Here is a 15,856-nt window from a genome sequence, read left to right on the forward strand (position 1 = left end):
GTCAATCGACCAACACGGCGACAACGGCAGCGCAGTCGCCGGCCTTGACCAAGCCCGGAAAATGCCGCGCCGCCAACAGACCGGACATTTTGGCCCTGATCTCCTGAGGAGCGCCGCCGGTGCGGCCTATGGAATGGATGCGTGCCAGCACCTGGTTTTCTGCCACCGGCTCGCCGAGATCGATCATCGTTTCGATCATCCCGTCGTCCTCGGCGAACGAGAAGCAATCGCCCGACGGCATGTCGAGCCAGCGGGTCGGCTGCATCTCGACCGCGCCGGCGACGATGCCGGCATGGCGCAGCACGTTGAGCACGCCGCGACGCGCGATCCGCACCGTTTCCGCGCGCGAAGTCCCGCCACCGCCAAGCTCGGTGGTGATGAACAGCTTGCCCATCTCCTCGGCGGCAGTGTCGAACATGCCGACCGCGTCGATCTCCAGCATCTTCATCGACCATGGTGCGGAGAACGCTTCGACCGCAGCAAACCCTTTCTCCTCCAACACCTTGTCGGGCCGGATGTGGGCGGCGCAGAACGGCACGAAGTCGAGCGTCTTGCCGCCGGAATGGAAATCGAGCGCGATGTCTGTACGGGGCAGAAGTTCGCGCTGGAAATAATCGGCGATCTTCTCGGTCACCGTGCCGTCGGGCCGGCCGGGAAAGCTGCGGTTCAGATTGCCCTTGTCGATGGGAGAGGTGCGCGTGCCGGCGCGGAACGCCGGATAGTTCATCGCCGGCACGATGATGACCGTGCCGCTGACTTGCTTCGGGTCGAGCGTACGGGCGAGATCGTAGAGCGCCAGCGGCCCCTCATACTCGTCGCCGTGATTGCCACCGGTGAGCAACGCGCTCGGCCCGTTGCCGTTGCGGATGACGCAGATCGGGATCATCACCGATCCCCAGGCGGAATCGTCGCGGCTGTAAGGCAGGCGCAAGAAACCGTGCTGCACGCCGTCGCGCTCGAAATCGACGCTCGGCGTGATCGGTGATGGACGAAGGCTGGACATCGGGCTCAATTCTTCACCACCAGCTTGCGCGGCACATTGGCCAGGCACTCGACGCCCGTCTCGGTGATCAGGATGGATTCGGTGATTTCCAAGCCCATCGTCTCCAGCCACAGGCCGGTCATGAAATGGAAGGTCATACCGGGCTTGAGCTCGGTGCGGTCGCCGGGACGCAGGCTCATGGTGCGTTCGCCCCAGTCCGGCGGATAGCTAAGCCCGATCGGGTAGCCGGTGCGGTTGTCCTTGACGATGCCGTACCTCTTCAGCACCGCGAAGAAGGCGTTGGCGATGTCCTCGCATGTGTTGCCGGGCTTGGCGGCGGCAAGTCCCGCCTCCATGCCTTCCAGCGTCGCCTTTTCGGCATCGAGGAATTCCTGCGTCGGTTTGCCGAGGAAGACGGTGCGCGACAGCGGGCAGTGATAGCGGTTGTAGCAGCCGGCAATCTCGAAGAAGGTGCCCTCGCCCGATTTCATCGGCCGGTCGTCCCAGGTCAGATGCGGCGCCGACGCGTCGGCGCCCGACGGCAGCAGCGGCACGATCGCCGGATAGTCGCCGCCGATGCCGTCGACGCCGCGCGTGCCGGCATCGTAGATCTCGGCGACCAGGTCGCATTTGCGCATGCCGACCTCGATCTTGTCGACGATGCGCTGGTGCATCGCTTCGACGATCCGCGCGGCTTTGCGCATGTAATCGATTTCGGTCGGGCTCTTCACCGCGCGCTGCCAGTTGACCAGTGCAGTGGCATCGACGAAGCGGGCATTGGGCAAGTGCTTCTGCAGCGATGCGAACGCAGCGGCCGAGAACCAGTAATTGTCCATCTCGACACCGATGCTGAGCTTCCCCCAGCCGCGATCGGAGAGCACGCTGGACAGAAAATCCATCGGATGGCGCTCGGTCGACTGCACGTAGTTGTCGGCATAGCCGACGATGTTGTCGTGCGCGAGATAGGCGGTGCGCTTTGCGCCGTTGGCGTCCTGGCCGCGGCCGTACCACACCGGCTCGCCCGACGGCGGCACGATGACGGCCTGGTGCACATAGAATGACCAGCCGTCATAGCCGGTCAGCCAGGCCATGTTGGACGGATCGCTGACGATCAACAGATCGACGCCCTTGGCCTCCATCGACTTCCGCGTCTTGGCGAGGCGCTCCGCATATTCGCCGCGCGAGAATTTCAAATTGGGCTGCATTGTTCTTGGTCCTCGTTTGTTGGGCCTTGCGGCCAGCATCAGCTTTCGAAAATCGTACCGGTCTTGGCCGCACGCGCACGGTCGCGGGCGAGCGTGGCGATCGCCGTGTCCTGCACGCCGGTGCCGGTCAGGTCGGCAATGGTGATGTCGCTGTCCGAGCGCCGGCCATGCCTTTCGCCGGCGATGATGTGGCCAAGCTCGGTGATCTCGGCGTCGGCCGCCATCACGCCCGCCGCGATGGCATGGTGCAGTTCGCCCAAGCGCCGCGTCTGCTTGGCGCTATCGGCGACGTAGAGATCGGCCATGCGCAGGATCGCCGGCGCGATCTCGTTCTTGTGCTCGGCGTCCGAGCCCATCGCGGTGATGTGCTGGCCGGCGGAGACGAAACCGGCCTTGATCAGCGGCTCGGTCGACGGTGTCGTGGTGACGATGATGTCGGCATCGGCGGCTGCCTTTGCCGCGTCGGGCTCGGCGTGAACGGCGATGCCCAGTCTTTCGGACAATGCGTCCGCCGCGGCTTCGGCCTTGGCGGCATCCCTTGCCCAGATGCGAGCCTCGGTGATCGGCCGCACCAGCATCAGCGCCTCGAGCTGCAGTCCGGCCTGAACACCGGCGCCGAAGATCGCGGCAATGGAAGAGTCCGCCCGCGACAGATGTTTGGCGGCGACCACGCCGGCGGCGGCCGTGCGGATGTCGGTGAGATAGCCATTGTCGAGCAGCAGCGCCTCGACCAGCCCGGTTTTCGCCGACAGCAACACCATCATGCCATTGACGCTGGGCAGGCCGAGCTTGGGATTATCGAAAAAGCCGGGGCTGATCTTGATCGCAAAACCATCGATGCCCGGCACATAGGCGGTCTTGACGTCGACCTCGCCGCGATGCTCTGGAATGTCCAGCCGCAGGATCGGCGGCATCGCCACCGGCAAGGTAGCGAGCGCCCGGAACGCGTTCTCGACGCAGGCGACGGCATCGAGATCGAGCTTCACGATCTTGCGCAATTCGGCTTCGGTGAGGATCGTCATACGGCTCATGCTGCGCTCTCCGCAATTGCTTCGCCGCAGATGATCTTGCGGTGCAGTGTCATATCGATGTTGCGGCCGGACAGAACGAGCACCGTCGGGCCATTCGCCTTGGCCTTGCCGGTAAGCACGGCCGCGATGCCGACCGCGCCGGCGCCTTCGACGATCTCGCGCTCCTGCTCATAGGCGTGGCGGATACCGGTGGCGATCTCGTCCTCGCCGAGCAGGATCACATCGTCGAGCAGGTCGTGGCACATGGAAAAGGTCAGCCGGTTGTCGAGGCCGATGCCGCCGCCGAGCGAATCGGCCAGCGTTGGCAGTTCCTCAACCAGCACCGGATGCCCGGCATCGAGGCTTGCCTTCATCGCCGCACCGCGCGCCATTGAAACGCCCACCACCTTCGTCGCCGGGCTGACGCCCTTCACGGCAGCAGCGACGCCCGCCGCCAGCCCACCGCCGGAAAGCGGCACCAGCACCAAGGCGGCGTCCGGAACCTGTTCGATTATCTCCAGCCCGAGTGTGCCTTGCCCGGCGACAATGGCGGGATGGTCGAAAGGCGGCAGCATGATCAGCCCCTCTTCCGCGACCAGCCGTTCGACCTCCCGCTGCGCATCGTCCTGGCTGTTACCGACGATGCGGATCTCGGCGCCGAGCCGGCCGATTTCGTCGAGCTTGTTCTCAGGCACCAGCCGCGACATGCAGATCGTTGCGCGAATACCTTGCAGTTGAGCGGCATAGGCAAGCGCCCGGCCGTGGTTGCCGGTAGAGGCAGCGACGACGCCACGCGCCCTCTCCTCTCCTGTCAGCGAGGCGATAGCGTTCGAGGCACCACGCAGCTTGAAGGCGCCGGTGGTCTGCCGATGTTCGAGCTTGAGATAAACAGCAGTGCCCAAGTGCTGGGAAAGACTCCGGGAAGTGACGGTCGGCGTACGCTCGACCTTGCCTGCGATGCGCTCGCGCGCGGCGCGGATATCGGAGAGGCTTATCCTGGACGTGGTCATGGCTCTGCAATCAGTTCAACGGCAGCGTCATCAGACGGCCGAATTCAGGGCGCGACATCTCATCTCCGCAGAGCCGCAGGCAATTCCAGGCCGTCGCCTGGTTGCTGGTGACCACCGGGCGACCGATAGCCTCTTCCATGCCGACAACTGCCGCCGCCGACCGCAGCGCCGTGCAGGACACGAACAGCGCGTCGGCCTGCGGGGCCGTCATCTCGCGGGCCAGATCGACCAAGGATTTCGGTGCAATCCGCGCCATCTCGCGGTCGTCCTCGAAGCCGAGGCAAGTGAAGCTGACGATTTCGAATCCATACTCGGTGAAATAGTCCGCCATCGGCCGGCTGGTCTCGACCGTATAGGGAGTGAGGATGCTGATCGTCCTGGCGCCCAGCGCCTTCAGGCCGCGCACCCCAGCCATCGGCGGCGTTACCACCGGCACGCCGGGCTTGGCGGCCCGCACCGCCGCCTCGATTTCGGCATCGCCGATCACGACGGAAGCCGAGGTGCAGGAATAGCAGATCGCATCGAGCGGCTCGTCGGGCAGGATCAGGCCCGCGGCCGCCGTCAGTGACGGCTGCATCTTGCGCAAATTCTCCGGCGTCGTCGGATTGGCGTACGGAATACGCGCGACATAGACGCCGACACGGTCGCTTGCCACCATACGCTGAAAATCCGGCTCGCTCGTGTGGTCGGTTGCGAGGATGATCAAGCCGACCCGCTGTTCCAGCGGACGCGCGTCGAGCGCCGGCCGGGCCGAATGCAGGCGGATTTCGGGTGCAGCGCTCATCGTTCGATCCGCCCATAACGGTGTTCCAGCCAGCGCAGCAGCACCACCGAGAACAGGCTGATGGCGAGGAAGAAGGCGCCGACCAAGGTGATCGGTTCGATATACCGGTAATAGGTATTGGCGACGCTCTTGGCCTGGTTCATCAGTTCCAGCACGGTGATCGCCGACAGCAGCGGCGTCTCTTTGAACATGGCGATGAAATAGTTGGCAAGCGCCGGGATCATCGGCGGAATTGCCTGCGGAATGATGATGTGCGTCCAAGTCTGCGTGGCGTTCAGATTGCAGGCCTTGGCCGCTTCCCACTGGCCGCGCGGCACATTGTCGATGCCGGCGCGGTAGACCTCGGCCGTGTAAGTGCCGTAATGCAGCCCGAGACCGATGACGCCCGCCACCAGCGGCGGCAACAGGACGCCGAAATCCGGCAGCACGTAGAAGATGAAATAGAGCTGCACCAACAGCGGCGTGCCACGGATGAACTCTGCAAGAAAGCCGATCGTGCGCGACAACGCCCTGTTCGGTGACCGGCGCGCCAACGCGATGCCCAGCCCAACGATGGCCGCCAGCACCGAGCCGAGCAGCGTCGCCAGGATGGTGATCTTCACCCCCTCGATCAGCGTCGGCAGGATCTGCCGGACAAAATCCCAATCCCATTCCATTATCAGGCCTGATCCATCATACGCGCACCCCGTCGAGGCCGCGCGCCATGCGGCGTTCCAGCGACCGCACGCCCCATGAGATGAGCAGCGCCAGCACGAAATAGATGACGAGGATGGTGCTGAACGGCACCAGTGTATTGCCGGTCTGCGAGCGCACCACCTGCGCCTGGAAGGTCAGGTCGGCGAGCGAGATCAGCGAAACGACGGCGGTGGCCTTGAGCAGCTCGATGGCGTTGTTGCCGAAGGTAGGCAGCATCACCAGAAGCGCCTGCGGTAGGATGATATGGCGCATGGCTTGCCAGCGGCCGAGATTGAGCGCGGTGCAGGCCTCATATTGTTCGCGGCCGATAGACTTGATGGCGCCACGCACCACTTCCGCTGCATAGGCCCCGACATTGAGGCCCAGCGCCAGCACCCCGGCCTGCAGCGGCGTCAGCGAAATGCCGGCAAAAGGCAGCACGAAATAAGCCCAGAACAGCTGCACGAAGATCGAGGTGCCGCGGAAGAACTCGATATAGGCCGTGGCCAGCGCCCGTAGCACGAAAAATCGCGACAGCCGCCCCAGCCCGGCAAGAAAGGCCATGACCAAGGCAAGCGCCGACCCCATCAACGTCAATTCGATGGTGACAAGGGCTCCTTGCAAAATCAGGCCGAAATAGCCAGACCATTGGGTCATGAAATTCGAAAGTTCCTAACGCTTGCGGTTGTGCGAGGCAGGTGGCCTTGGATCCTTCTCCCCGTTGACGGGGAGAAGATGCCGGCAGGCAGATGAGGGGCAGCGCGAACTCACGAAAGTATGGCGCTGCCCTTCATCCGTCACTTCGTGACACCTTCTCCCCGTGAACGGGGAGAAGGCAAAAGAGGCGCCTACTTCGCCGAGCAGAGCTTGTCGCGGCTCGTCGACATTGCCGCCGCCGCCGAGAAGCCGTAAGGCTCGATGATCTTGGCGAACTCGCCGGACTTCTTCAGTTTCGCCAGCTCGACATCATAGGCGTCGCGCAGCGCTTCGTCGCCCTTCTTGAAGGCCGCGCCGTCGCAATAGACCGGCGCACCGACCACCGGCGCGATAACTTCGAGGTTCGGATCATTGGCTTTCTTGACCAGGTCGTTGATCGACAGCACGGGCAGCGAATAGGCATCGATGCGGCCGTCCTGCAGCATCTTCAGGCCGCTCTGGCCGTCCGGCACGACGATGACGCGCTCGCGCGGCACACCTGCGGTAAGCGCCAGCTTTTCCTCGGTGCCGCCACCCGGTGCGCCGATCGTCGCGCTGGTGTCCTTGGCGACGTCCTCGTAGCTCTTGAAGCGCTTCGGGTTGCCCTTCTTCACCAGCATCGCCTCGGCGTCGCACAGCACCGGCTCCGAATAGGCGACCGCAGCACAACGTTCCGGCTTCATGAACAGGCCGGCGGTGACGACGTCGAAACGGCCGGCCTGCAGGCCGGGGATCATGGCACCATATTCCGAGATCGAGGCGACGATGTCGTTGACGCCAAGGCGTTTGAAGATTTCACGGGCAACGTCAGGCGCCGCACCCGAAACCTTGCCGTCGGCAGCGACCGCCGTATAGGGCGGCTCGTTGGCGATGGCGACGCGGGCAAAGCCTTGCGCCTTGAGCTCTTCGAGCTTGCTGTCGTCGGCCGAACCGGGCGTCGAGGCGGCCAGTACCGCCGTCAGCGCAACACCGGCGACGCCGGCCAAAATGGCAAATTTCTTCATTGTTCCCAACTCCTTGTTTGTCGGTCTTCTTGGCTTGCTTGAGGCGTCGCCGCCTCGCATGGCAGTCAGACCCGATGTCCGGCCGCAATGATCTTCTTCAGGAAACCTTGCGTGCGCTCCTGTTTGGGATGGCGGAAAATCTCGTCGGGCTTGCCCTCCTCGACTATTCTGCCGCGATCGAAGAACAGCACCCGGTCGGCGAAGTCATGGGCGAAACCCATCTCGTGGGTGACCAGCAGCATGGTCATGTCGGTCTCGGCGGCGAGCTTGCGCATGACGTTGAGCACCTCGTCGACGAGTTCCGGGTCGAGCGCCGAGGTGACCTCGTCGAACAGCATGATCTTCGGCGACAGCGCCAGCGCCCGGGCAATCGCGACGCGCTGCTTCTGTCCGCCGGAAAGCTGCGCCGGCATCGCTTTGGCCTTGTCGACCATGCCGACCATGTCGAGCAGCTCCATCGCCCGCTTCTCGGCGGCGGCCCGCGGCACTGCTTTGGTCAGCATCGGTGCGAGCGTCACATTGTCGATGACGCATTTGTGCGGAAACAGATTGAACAGCTGGAAGACCATGCCGATCTTCTGGCGCATCTTTGCCAAATGCCGTTCATCGGCCGTCAGCAGGCGGCCGTTGCGCTCCATGTGGTACAGCTGTTCGCCGTCGACCTGGATGTGGCCGCTGTCGATACGCTCTAGCGTCATCAGGATGCGCAGGATCGTCGTTTTGCCGGAACCCGACGGGCCGATCAGTGCCAGCTTCTCGCCGGGCATGACCTGCATCGAGAGGCCGTCCAGCACCTTGAAGGTGCCGAAGCTTTTCGAAATGCCGTCGATATTGATGATGGGCGCCGACAATGAATTTCCCGTGCTGGAGAAGCGATGCCTTTAACGATGCGGATCGCGGCAAATCATGTCAATCAGGAAAATAATATCATGACAATATTTCGGACTCCGCACAATTTCCCGCCATTTGTCGCCTAGATCGCAAGCAGGAGATGCTCGGGATCGCCGAGCAGCAGCTTGGTGACAACGCCGAGACCGGCACGCAGTTCCCCCTCCGTAGTCGAGCCAAGCGAAATCCGTACAGCTGGATGCCAAGGCGTCTGCGAAATGCGGAACGACGTACCGGGCGCGATCGCCACGCCCTGCAGGCGGGCCTGGGAAACAAAGCTTTCCTCGCCGCGGTCATCCGGCAGTTGCAGCCAGACATGCAGCCCGTCGCGATGAGCCCGATAGTCCACTCCGGCGAGCACCTCGGCGGCGATGTCCAGACGCCGCCGCAAAGCCACGCGCTGCCATCGCACGAGTTCCATCGCGGTGCCGTCGGTCACCCATTTGGTGGCGATCTCGGCCACCAGCGGCGTCGCCATCCAGTTCGAGACGAGGTGGCGGTTGGCCACCGCGGCGACATAACGATCGGGCGCCGCGAGATAGCCGATGCGCAGGCCCGGCACCACGATCTTGGTGAAGGAGGTGACGTAGAGCGTGCGCTCGGGTGCAAACGCCGCGACCGGCGGCGGCCGGTCCTCGACCAACGGGCCGAGGACGTCGTTTTCGATAATGGCGATATCATGCCTGCGCGCAACGGCAGCAATCTGTTCGCGCCGGGCGGCGTCCATCAGAGTGGCCGTAGGGTTGATCACCGACGGCTGGACGAACACAGCGCGGATGTCGGACAGCCGGCAGGCCTCGTCGAGGGCTTCCGGGATCAGCCCATTGTCGTCGATCGGCAAACCCTCGAGGTTGAAGCCGAGATAGCGCGCCAGCGGGACCAGCGTGTGGTGGCCGATCGCCTCGGTGGCGACGGTCGAACCCGGCGGCGCCACGCTCATCAGCGCCACCGTCATGCCGGCCGTTGCGCCGTTGGTCAGGCTGATGTTCTGCGGCGACGCGTCGAGGCCGCAGAGGCGTAGCCACTCGACACCTACCGCGCGGTGGCGCGGGAACACCATGTTCGGCCTGAACGACAGTGCCGAACTCGACGGCAGGTTTTCGGCGAGCCAGCCCAGCGCCTGCCTCAGCCGATCCAGATGCATCGGTTCGCAGACCGGCTTCAGGATGGAGAGGTCGATGACCTCGCCCAGCCGCTCCGGCAGATAGGGCGGCTCCGGCTCGCGGCCCTGTGTCTGCACGAAGCTGCCGCGGCCGACCTCGCCGGACACCAGCCCGCGGCGGATCAGCTCCTCATAGGCGCGGCTGACCGTCTGCACGGAAAGTTTCAGATCGTCGGCGAGCTGCCGGTGCGTCGGCAAACGAGCGCCATTGGCCAGGCGCCCGTCATGGATGGCGCGCGCGAACTGGTCGGCGAGCGATTGGTAGGCCGGCCGCCGGATAAGAGCGGGATCTGGTCGCCAAAATGTCATGACTTATTAGAGATCGAAATCAGTGCAATTGACAATCGAAATAATGCGCCGTCATGGTGTCCGGCACTGGAAGTGGACGATCATGGCTGCAGCGAAACTCGATCCGATCGATCTCAAAATCCTCGACGCCATCCAGCGCGACGGGCGCATCACCAAGCTGGCGCTGGCCGAGAAAGTCGGCCTGTCGCCGACGCCGTGCTGGATGCGGCTGCGCAAGCTGGAAAAGGCCGGCATCGTTTCGGGCTATCACGCCAGGATCGCCATGCGCGCCATCGCGCCGGTCGCCACCGTGCTGATGGAGGTGACGCTTGCCAGCCACCGCCAGGCCGATTTCGACCGTTTCGAGCGCGTCATCCGCGACATCCGCGAGATCGTCGCCTGCTGGTCTGTCGGCGGCGGCGTCGATTACCTGCTGAAGGTGATGGCGCGCGACATCGACGCCTATCAGCGGCTGGTCGACACTCTGCTCGAACGCGAGATCGGCATCGACCGCTATTTCACCTACATCGTCACCAAGACGGTGAAGGAGGAGAGTGTGCTGCCGGTGGCGGATCTGCTGCCGGCGTCTTCCTGATACCGGAGAGATCGTCTGCCCGGGCGATGCAATAGAGACAATCTCTCTACGTGCAGGCACGCAAACAGCCTCTCTGTTTGCGCGGCAGAGATAGTCTTGCGGCATCACCCGAACCGGGAGCCCGATGATGTCCGCACATTTTGCCCGCTCGCACCGCCATGAAGCGCTTGATCGCCTTGCCGACCGGCGGCTGCTGCGCGAACTCGCCTATGTGGATGGCCACTGGACGGCAAGCGAGACCGCGGAGAGTTTCGAGGTGACCGATCCGGCCACCGGATCCACCGTCGCTTTCGTTGCCGCGCTCGATGCCCGGCAGACGACATTGGCGATCGATGCGGCATCGCGCGCCTTTCCTGCCTGGCGCGCATTGCTGCCGCAGGAACGGTCGAAAATCCTGCGAAAATGGTTCGATCTGATCGCCGCCGCCAAAAATGACCTGGCCCTGCTGATGACGCTAGAACAAGGCAAGCCGCTGAAGGAATCGCTCGGCGAGATCGATTACGCAGCCACCTTCGTCGAGTGGTATGCCGAGGAGGCCAAACGCCTCAACGCCGAAAGCGTCACCAGCCATCTGCCAAACGCCGAGATGATGGTGCGGCGCGAGCCGCTCGGCGTAATCGGCGTCGTCACGCCGTGGAATTTTCCAGCGGCCATGCTGACCCGCAAGGCGGCTGCCGCGCTTGCCGCCGGCTGCACCATCGTCGCGCATCCTTCCTCGGAAACGCCGCTGTCTGCACTGGCGCTGGCCGAGCTTGGCGAACGTGCCGGCCTGCCGGCAGGCGTGTTCAACGTTCTCACAGGCAAGGCTTCGACCATCGTTGGGCGGATGTGCGAAGACCGGCGCGTTCGCGCCATGAGTTTCACCGGCTCGACCGAGATCGGCAGGCTGATCGCCGCGCAGAGTGCGCCGACGATGAAGCGTCTGGTGATGGAGCTTGGCGGCCATGCGCCGCTGATCGTTTTTGCGGATGCCGATATCGACAAGGCGGTGAGAATAGCCGTCGATGCCAAATTCGCCACCTCCGGCCAGGACTGCCTCGCCGCCAACCGCATCTATGTCCAGCGTCCGCTATACGATCGGTTCTGCGCTGCTTTCGCCAGACGTGTCGAGGCATTGCGGGCCGGCAATGGCCTCGCTGACGACACTGAAATCGGGCCGCTGATGCACGAGCGCGCCGTCAAGAAGGTCGAGGAGCAGGTGGCCGATGCGCTCGCCAAAGGCGCGCGTTGCCTGACCGGCGGCAAGCGCCATGCGGCCGGGCCGCTGTTCTATCAGCCGACCCTGCTGGCCGATGTTGACGACGATGCCCTGATCATGCGCGATGAGACCTTCGGTCCGGTTGCCGCGGTGACGCCCTTCGACGGCGAAGACGAAGTGATCGCCCGCGCCAACGCCACCGAATACGGCCTCGTCGCCTATGTCATCACTGAAAACGGCGGCCGCCAATTGCGCATGGGCCGCGCGCTGGATTATGGCATGGTCGCCATCAACCGCGTCAAGATCACCGGCGCGCCGGTCCCGTTCGGCGGCGTCAAGCAGTCCGGCATCGGCCGCGAGGGCTCGCGTCACGGGCTCGAAGCCTTTACCGATCTCAAATATCTCTGCCTCGACGTTGCGTAAGCCGCGCCCGACACATTTTCCTCAGGAGTAGAAAAATGCTCGACCAGTCAAACGAACTCGCCGCCTGGGATCGCGATCACTTCTTCCATCCCTCGACCCATATGGGAACGCATGCGCGTGGCGAGAGCCCGACACGTGTGATCACCGGTGGCGAAGGCGTCACCATCTGGGACAATAACGGCAAGAAGAGCATCGATGCCTTCGCCGGGCTCTACTGCGTCAACGTCGGCTATGGCCGCCAGAAGATCGCCGACGCCATCGCCGCACAGGCCAAGAATCTCGCCTACTACCACGCCTATGTCGGGCACGGCACCGAGGCATCGATCACGCTTTCCAAGATGATCATCGACCGCGCGCCGCAAGGCATGTCGAGGGTTTATTTCGGCCTCTCCGGTTCCGATGCCAACGAAACCAATATCAAGCTGATCTGGTACTACAACAACGTGCTCGGCCGGCCCGAGAAGAAGAAGATCATCTCGCGCTGGCGCGGCTATCACGGCTCCGGGATCATGACCGGATCGCTGACCGGCCTCGACCTGTTCCACAACGCCTTCGACCTGCCGCGTGCGCCTGTCCTGCACACCGAGGCGCCCTACTATTTCCGCCGCGCCGACCGCTCGCTGAGCGAAGAGCAATTTTCGCAATACTGCGCCGACAAGCTCGAGGAGATGATCCTCGCCGAAGGGCCGGAAACGGTCGCCGCTTTCATCGGCGAGCCGATCCTCGGCACCGGCGGCATCGTGCCGCCGCCGGCCGGCTACTGGGAGAAGATCCAGGCGGTGCTGAAGAAGTACGACGTGCTGCTGGTCGCCGACGAGGTCGTCACCGGCTTCGGCCGATTGGGTACCATGTTCGGCTCCGACCACTACGGCATCAAGCCCGACCTGATCACCATCGCCAAGGGCCTGACCTCGGCGTATGCGCCGCTCTCCGGCGTCATCGTCTCCGACAAGGTCTGGCAGGTGCTCGTCCAAGGCTCCGACAAGCTTGGCTCGCTCGGCCATGGCTGGACCTATTCGGCGCATCCGATCTGCGTGGCCGCCGGCGTCGCCAACCTGGAACTGATAGACGAGATGGATCTGGTCAGGAACGCCGGCGAGACCGGCGCCTATTTCCGCGCCGAGCTGACGAAGGCCGTCGGCGGCCACAAACACGTCGGCGAGGTGCGCGGCGATGGCATGCTGGCGGCAATCGAGTTCGTCGCCGACCGGGACGACCGCGTGTTCTTCGACGCCTCGCAAAAGATCGGGCCGCAGATCGCGACCGCACTTGCGGCAAGCGGCGTCATCGGCCGCGCCATGCCGCAAGGCGACATTCTCGGTTTCGCGCCGCCGCTCTGCCTGACGCGGGAAGAGGCCGACATCGTCGTCTCCAAGACGGCCGATGCGGTGAAGAGCGTGTTTGCCAACATCTGAAGAACGACATGAATGCCATGACGAAGACCATCCCCGCCACCATGGCCTCCGTGCAGTTGATCGGGCACGGTGGGCCGGAAAAGCTCGTCTATCGCACCGACGTCAAAGTACCCTCGCCCGCCCCGGGCGAAGTGCTGGTCAAGGTCACCGCTTGCGGTATGAACAACACCGATGTCTGGGTGCGACAGGGCGCGTATGGCACTGAGGAGGATGCAGCCGCCGTGTCGACCTGGCGGCGGCAAGGCAATACGCTGACCTTCCCGCGTATTCAGGGAACCGACACGGTCGGCAACATCGTTGCCGTCGGCGACGATGTGTCGCCGGCCCGCATCGGCGAGCGGGTGATGGTCGATTTCTCGATATACAATCGTGACGACGATTCATTGGCCGACATCGACTATATGGGCCACGGCCGCGACGGCGGCTATGCCGAATACCAGGCAGTGCCGGCCGAGAACGCCCATATCGTCGACACCGACCTGACCGACGTCGAACTTGCCACATTCTGCTGCGCCTATCTCACCGGCGAGCAGATGCTGGAACGTGCCGCGTTGAAAGCCGGCGAGCGGGTGCTGGTCACCGGCGCCTCGGGCGGCGTCGGCTCAGGCATCGTGCAGCTGGCGCGGGCACGCGGCGCCATTCCCTATGCCATTGCCGGCAAGGGCAAGGAACAGGCGGTGCGCGATATCGGCGCCGAGGCGGTGATCACCCGTGGCGTTGCCGATCTGCCGGCCGCAGTCAGCGCGGCGACCGAGGGCCAGCCGATCGACGTGGTGGCCGATCTGGTCGGCGGCGCGATCTTCAACGACCTCCTGCGGATCTTGAGGCCGGAAGGCCGCTACACCACGGCTGGTGCAATTGCCGGCCCGGTCGTGCAGCTGGATCTGCGCACCATGTATCTGAAACAGCTGCAACTGCATGGGTCGAGCCAGGGCACGCGGGCGGATTTCCGCCGCATCGTGCGCTACATCGAGGAGAAGAAGATCCGGCCGCTGGTCGGCGGCGTCTACAGGCTGTCCGATTTCCATCGCGCCCAGGCCGATTTCATCGCCAAGGACTTCGTCGGCAAGCTGGTCGTTGTGCCGGACGCGGTCGGCGTTCCTGAGTAGCGCGATCAGCTCGACGATCGGACCTGCTTGGCGGCAGCCTCGAGCGACCGTTCAAACGCGTCGATCACCTGGTCGACCTGCGGCTCGGTGATGATCAGCGGCGGGCAGAAAGCCAGCGCATCGCCCATATTGCGCGAGATGACGCCGTTCTGCTGCATGAAGCCGTTGACGAGCCCGCCCAAGGCACCGACCGTGCCCCACGGCGCCTTGTTCGCCTTGTCGCCGACCAGTTCGACCGCCGCAATCAGGCCGATGCCGCGCACCTCGCCGACAAGCGGGTGCGAAGCGAGCGTGCGCAGCCGCTTCTGCATATGCGCACCGACCGTGCGCGCATTGCCGAGAAGGTCGCGCTCCTCGATCAGCTTCAGGTTCTCGAGGGCGACTGCGGCCGCAACGGGATGGCCGCCGCCGGTGAAACCGTGGCCGAAGGTGCCGATACGATTGCTTTCGTCGGCGATCGACGTGAATACCTTGTCGTTGATCAGCAGGGCCGAGATCGGCAGATAGGACGAAGAGATCTGTTTCGACAACACCATGATGTCGGGCCTGATGCCGAAGGCCTGCGAGCCGAACATTTCACCTGTTCTGCCGAAGCCGCAGATCACCTCGTCGGCGACGAGCAGGATGTCGTGTCTCGACAGCACCGCCTGTATCTTCTCCCAATAGCCGGCCGGTGGAACGATGACGCCGCCGGCGCCCATGATCGGTTCGCCGAAGAAGGCGGCGATGGTTTCCGGTCCTTCGCCCAGGATCAGCTTTTCCAGCTCGTCGGCGAGCCGGCTCGAAAACTGCTCTTCGCTTTCACCCGGCAGCGCCTCGCGCCAATGGTGCGGCGTCGCGGTGTGCAGCACATTGGCGATCGGCAGATCGAACGAGATGTGGTTGTTGGGCAGGCCAGTCAGGCTCGCCGAGGCGATGGTGACGCCGTGATAGCCCTTCTTGCGGCTGATGATCTTCTTGCGCGCAGGCTGGCCGAGCGCATTCGACCGGTACCAGATCATCTTCATGGCCGTATCGTTGGCCTCGGAGCCGGAATTGGTGAAATACGCCTTGCTCATCGGCACCGGCGCCATCTGCACCAGTCTCTCGGCGAGATCGATCAGCGGCGAATGCGATTTGGAGCCGAAATCGTGATAGTAAGGCAGCTTCGACATTTGCCGTATTGCCGCATCGACCAGCCGCTTCTCCGAAAAACCGACCGCGACGCTCCAAAGCCCGGCCATCGCCTCGATATAGCGGTTGCCGGCAAGGTCCTCGACATAGATGCCGTCGCCCTTCTCGATAACGAGCGGCCCCGACTCCTGATGCTTGCGCGCATTCGTATAGCCATGCATGTGAAAGCTTATGTCGCGGGCTTCGGGAGAATTCGGTCGTGCGTCCATGATGGCTCCTGTGCTGCACGCGGAAACAGT

General features: G+C 63.9%; 15 protein-coding genes. 4 read left to right on the forward strand and 11 right to left on the reverse strand.

Going from position 1 to position 15,856, the window contains the following annotated elements:
- Position 1 precedes the first annotated feature (1 nt).
- From doeB to ehuR, 10 genes are all read right to left on the reverse strand, one after another.
- On the reverse strand, positions 2–1,003 hold the full coding sequence (gene doeB / locus NKJ46_RS03300) for a N(2)-acetyl-L-2,4-diaminobutanoate deacetylase DoeB (RefSeq protein ID WP_352484021.1): 1,002 nt from the start codon (positions 1,001–1,003) through the stop codon (positions 2–4).
- Between the two features lie 5 nt (positions 1,004–1,008).
- A complete protein-coding gene (gene doeA / locus NKJ46_RS03305) occupies positions 1,009–2,187 on the reverse strand; it encodes an ectoine hydrolase DoeA (protein WP_352661835.1) in 1,179 nt (392 codons plus the stop codon).
- Between the two features lie 38 nt (positions 2,188–2,225).
- The gene (locus NKJ46_RS03310) at positions 2,226–3,218 is read right to left on the reverse strand and encodes a cyclodeaminase (protein ID WP_352661838.1); all 993 of its coding nucleotides are present in this window, start codon (positions 3,216–3,218) and stop codon (positions 2,226–2,228) included.
- Positions 3,215–4,207: a hydroxyectoine utilization dehydratase EutB gene (gene eutB / locus NKJ46_RS03315; RefSeq protein WP_352661841.1), complete on the reverse strand. Its 993-nt coding sequence runs from the start codon at positions 4,205–4,207 to the stop codon at positions 3,215–3,217. The genes NKJ46_RS03310 and eutB overlap by 4 nt, the downstream gene beginning before the upstream one ends.
- 10 nt (positions 4,208–4,217) lie before the next feature.
- Positions 4,218–4,991: an ectoine utilization protein EutA gene (gene eutA, locus NKJ46_RS03320; RefSeq protein ID WP_352661844.1), complete on the reverse strand. Its 774-nt coding sequence runs from the start codon at positions 4,989–4,991 to the stop codon at positions 4,218–4,220.
- On the reverse strand, positions 4,988–5,647 hold the full coding sequence (gene ehuD / locus NKJ46_RS03325; protein WP_352661847.1) for an ectoine/hydroxyectoine ABC transporter permease subunit EhuD: 660 nt from the start codon (positions 5,645–5,647) through the stop codon (positions 4,988–4,990). The genes eutA and ehuD overlap by 4 nt, the downstream gene beginning before the upstream one ends.
- A gap of 16 nt (positions 5,648–5,663) precedes the next feature.
- Complete coding sequence (gene ehuC, locus NKJ46_RS03330; protein ID WP_352661850.1) at positions 5,664–6,323, reverse strand: ectoine/hydroxyectoine ABC transporter permease subunit EhuC; 660 nt, start codon at positions 6,321–6,323, stop codon at positions 5,664–5,666.
- A gap of 191 nt (positions 6,324–6,514) precedes the next feature.
- The gene (ehuB, locus tag NKJ46_RS03335; RefSeq protein ID WP_352661853.1) at positions 6,515–7,366 is read right to left on the reverse strand and encodes an ectoine/hydroxyectoine ABC transporter substrate-binding protein EhuB; all 852 of its coding nucleotides are present in this window, start codon (positions 7,364–7,366) and stop codon (positions 6,515–6,517) included.
- A gap of 65 nt (positions 7,367–7,431) precedes the next feature.
- Positions 7,432–8,217, reverse strand: a complete 786-nt coding sequence (gene ehuA / locus NKJ46_RS03340; protein WP_352661856.1) for an ectoine/hydroxyectoine ABC transporter ATP-binding protein EhuA — start codon at positions 8,215–8,217, stop codon at positions 7,432–7,434.
- 122 nt (positions 8,218–8,339) lie between these two features.
- Entirely contained in the window at positions 8,340–9,725 is a 1,386-nt protein-coding gene (ehuR, locus tag NKJ46_RS03345; protein WP_352661859.1) for a MocR-like ectoine utilization transcription factor EhuR, read from the reverse strand.
- Between the two features lie 82 nt (positions 9,726–9,807).
- On the opposite strand from ehuR, the gene NKJ46_RS03350 reads away from it, so the two are divergent.
- The 4 genes from NKJ46_RS03350 to NKJ46_RS03365 all read left to right on the forward strand — a co-directional run bounded on the left by NKJ46_RS03350 (position 9,808) and on the right by NKJ46_RS03365 (position 14,444).
- Positions 9,808–10,299 (forward strand): Lrp/AsnC family transcriptional regulator, encoded by a 492-nt coding sequence (locus tag NKJ46_RS03350; RefSeq protein WP_352467670.1) that lies wholly within the window; start codon positions 9,808–9,810, stop codon positions 10,297–10,299.
- Positions 10,300–10,426: 127 nt separating this feature from the next.
- Positions 10,427–11,920: an NAD-dependent succinate-semialdehyde dehydrogenase gene (locus NKJ46_RS03355; protein WP_352661863.1), complete on the forward strand. Its 1,494-nt coding sequence runs from the start codon at positions 10,427–10,429 to the stop codon at positions 11,918–11,920.
- Between the two features lie 35 nt (positions 11,921–11,955).
- Positions 11,956–13,335, forward strand: coding sequence for an aspartate aminotransferase family protein (locus NKJ46_RS03360; protein ID WP_352661867.1), 1,380 nt, complete (start codon positions 11,956–11,958; stop codon positions 13,333–13,335).
- A gap of 8 nt (positions 13,336–13,343) precedes the next feature.
- Positions 13,344–14,444 (forward strand): alcohol dehydrogenase family protein, encoded by a 1,101-nt coding sequence (locus tag NKJ46_RS03365; RefSeq protein ID WP_352661870.1) that lies wholly within the window; start codon positions 13,344–13,346, stop codon positions 14,442–14,444.
- 5 nt (positions 14,445–14,449) lie between these two features.
- Here NKJ46_RS03365 and NKJ46_RS03370 read toward each other — a convergent pair whose 3' ends face one another.
- Positions 14,450–15,826: an aspartate aminotransferase family protein gene (locus tag NKJ46_RS03370; RefSeq protein WP_352661873.1), complete on the reverse strand. Its 1,377-nt coding sequence runs from the start codon at positions 15,824–15,826 to the stop codon at positions 14,450–14,452.
- Between the last annotated feature and the right edge of the window lie 30 nt (positions 15,827–15,856).

It is taken from the genome of Mesorhizobium sp. M0166 (assembly GCF_040322255.1).
In the GTDB taxonomy this organism is placed as follows: domain Bacteria; phylum Pseudomonadota; class Alphaproteobacteria; order Rhizobiales; family Rhizobiaceae; genus Mesorhizobium.

Excerpts from the sequence above, each read along its gene's own strand:
- doeB (WP_352484021.1), bottom strand. The coding sequence starts at position 1,003 with ATGTCCAGCCTTCGTCCATCACCGATCACGCCGAGCGTCGATTTCGAG.
- doeA (WP_352661835.1), bottom strand. The coding sequence starts at position 2,187 with ATGCAGCCCAATTTGAAATTCTCGCGCGGCGAATATGCGGAGCGCCTC.
- NKJ46_RS03310 (WP_352661838.1), bottom strand. The coding sequence starts at position 3,218 with ATGAGCCGTATGACGATCCTCACCGAAGCCGAATTGCGCAAGATCGTG.
- eutB (WP_352661841.1), bottom strand. The coding sequence starts at position 4,207 with ATGACCACGTCCAGGATAAGCCTCTCCGATATCCGCGCCGCGCGCGAG.
- eutA (WP_352661844.1), bottom strand. The coding sequence starts at position 4,991 with ATGAGCGCTGCACCCGAAATCCGCCTGCATTCGGCCCGGCCGGCGCTC.
- ehuD (WP_352661847.1), bottom strand. The coding sequence starts at position 5,647 with ATGGAATGGGATTGGGATTTTGTCCGGCAGATCCTGCCGACGCTGATC.
- ehuC (WP_352661850.1), bottom strand. The coding sequence starts at position 6,323 with ATGACCCAATGGTCTGGCTATTTCGGCCTGATTTTGCAAGGAGCCCTT.
- ehuB (WP_352661853.1), bottom strand. The coding sequence starts at position 7,366 with ATGAAGAAATTTGCCATTTTGGCCGGCGTCGCCGGTGTTGCGCTGACG.
- ehuR (WP_352661859.1), bottom strand. The coding sequence starts at position 9,725 with ATGACATTTTGGCGACCAGATCCCGCTCTTATCCGGCGGCCGGCCTAC.
- NKJ46_RS03350 (WP_352467670.1), top strand. The coding sequence starts at position 9,808 with ATGGCTGCAGCGAAACTCGATCCGATCGATCTCAAAATCCTCGACGCC.
- NKJ46_RS03355 (WP_352661863.1), top strand. The coding sequence starts at position 10,427 with ATGTCCGCACATTTTGCCCGCTCGCACCGCCATGAAGCGCTTGATCGC.
- NKJ46_RS03360 (WP_352661867.1), top strand. The coding sequence starts at position 11,956 with ATGCTCGACCAGTCAAACGAACTCGCCGCCTGGGATCGCGATCACTTC.
- NKJ46_RS03365 (WP_352661870.1), top strand. The coding sequence starts at position 13,344 with ATGAATGCCATGACGAAGACCATCCCCGCCACCATGGCCTCCGTGCAG.
- NKJ46_RS03370 (WP_352661873.1), bottom strand. The coding sequence starts at position 15,826 with ATGGACGCACGACCGAATTCTCCCGAAGCCCGCGACATAAGCTTTCAC.